The organism is Aphanothece microscopica RSMan92 (assembly GCF_046613545.2).
In the GTDB taxonomy this organism is placed as follows: Bacteria; Cyanobacteriota; Cyanobacteriia; order PCC-6307; family Cyanobiaceae; genus NIES-981.
The window spans coordinates 1-1,476 of the sequence record NZ_JBKKKY020000174.1 but is presented as its reverse complement, the minus strand read 5'-3'; the positions used below and the strand labels follow the sequence as shown (position 1 = coordinate 1,476).

At 72.3% G+C, this 1,476-nt stretch carries 3 protein-coding genes; 2 read left to right on the top strand and 1 reads right to left on the bottom strand.

The features are described 5' to 3' along the window. A partial coding sequence (locus tag ACLD7X_RS16730) for a pyridoxal phosphate-dependent decarboxylase family protein (RefSeq protein WP_411424819.1) occupies nt 1–835 on the top strand: 835 nt, incomplete at its 5' end. Continuing rightward, nucleotides 832–1,104, top strand: a complete 273-nt coding sequence (locus ACLD7X_RS16725; protein WP_412006676.1) for a hypothetical protein — start codon at nt 832–834, stop codon at nt 1,102–1,104. The genes ACLD7X_RS16730 and ACLD7X_RS16725, both read left to right, overlap by 4 nt. Here ACLD7X_RS16725 and ACLD7X_RS16720 read toward each other — a convergent pair. Further along, on the bottom strand, nt 1,040–1,476 hold a 437-nt coding region (locus tag ACLD7X_RS16720), incomplete at its 5' end, for a YcjF family protein (RefSeq protein WP_411424817.1). The genes ACLD7X_RS16725 and ACLD7X_RS16720 overlap by 65 nt on opposite strands.

Genomic DNA, 1,476 nt, shown 5'->3' with positions numbered 1-1,476 from the left:
GCCCCAGGCCCTGGTGCGGGTGCCCACCGGGCCCGAGGGCGGTCTCGATCCGGGCCGGCTCCAGGTTCAGCTGGAGCGGCTGGCGGCGGGGGGCGTACCCGTGATCGCCGTGGTGGCGACCGCCGGCACGACGGTGCGGGGGGCGGTGGATCCGCTAAAACCGATCGCGGCGCTCTGCCGCCGCTACGGCCACTGGCTGCACGTGGACGGGGCGATCGGCGCGGTCTTCGCCCTGAGCCCGAGGCACCGGCACCGGGTGGCCGGTCTGGAGGAGGCCGATTCGGTGACGGTCAATCCCCAGAAACTGCTGGGGATCACCAAGACCTCCTCGCTGCTGCTGCTGGCGCGGCCCCAGGCCCTTGAGCTCGCCTTCGGCACGGGCCTTCCCTACATGGAACCGAGCTGGGGCGGCGCCCATGGCGGCGAGCAGGGGCTGCAGGGCACCCGTCCCGCCGAGATCCTCAAGCTCTGGCTCGGGCTCCGGCAGCTGGGTCACGAGGGGATCGAGGCCGTGCTGGACGGGGCCATCCAGCGCCGACGGGAACTCCAGGCTCTGCTCGCCGCCATCCCCGAGCTGACGCTGCTGGGGGGACAGCTCCATCTGCTGGCCTTCACCCTGCGGGAAGGGAGTGGCGCGGCCGCCGAGGACTGGAGCCAGCGCACCCGGCAGGCCCTGCTGGACCAGCAGTTGATGCTGTCGCGACCGCTGCATGGCGGGCGCTACCACCTCAAGGCCGTGCTGGGGAACCCCCACACCCGCTCCGAGCATCTGCGCCGCATCAGCGGCGTGGTGGCCGAATCGGTACGGTGCCAGGCAGGTGCGCCCTGGCCATGACCCCGCAACCGAACCGCCGCGGTCGTCTGGTGGCGATCTTCACCGGGGCCGTCTCGATCCTGATCGGCATGCTGTACCTGGCGCTGATGGTGGTGCTCGACAACCGCGGCCCCCTGCAGCCGCCACCGCCCGAGGCCCTGGGGCTGAGCGCAGTCGCCCCGGCTGCTGCTGTCACCCCATCCGTGCAGAGGGACGCGGCCTCCGCTAGCGCTCCGGGCGCGGCGGCAGCTGGCGCTCCCGTTGCCGCAACGGTTCCACCACCCGGCTGAGCGCCGCGTCGAGGAACTGCCGCAGCGCCCCATCCCTCCGTCCGAGGTCGTAGTGGCGCTGCACCACCTCCTGGATGCCGCCGTCTCCCCAGTCCTGGTCGCGCTCGAAGTAGGTGATGAAGCTCTGCCCGGCCACCCGCGTCAGCCAGGCGGCACTGACCGCCTGGATGGCGCGGCTCAGCAGCAGGGCCGGGACGGAGACGCTCAGCGCCGCCGAGAGCAGATTCATGCCGCCCTTGATCAAGCCCAGGCCGGCCAGGGTGCGACCCAGGGAGAGGGCCAGGTCCTGGGCACTCTCCCGGCTCAGGCTGACGCCGTAGATCCGGCCGATCTCCACCACCATCTGGGCGTTCACCGCAGCGGCACCCAGCA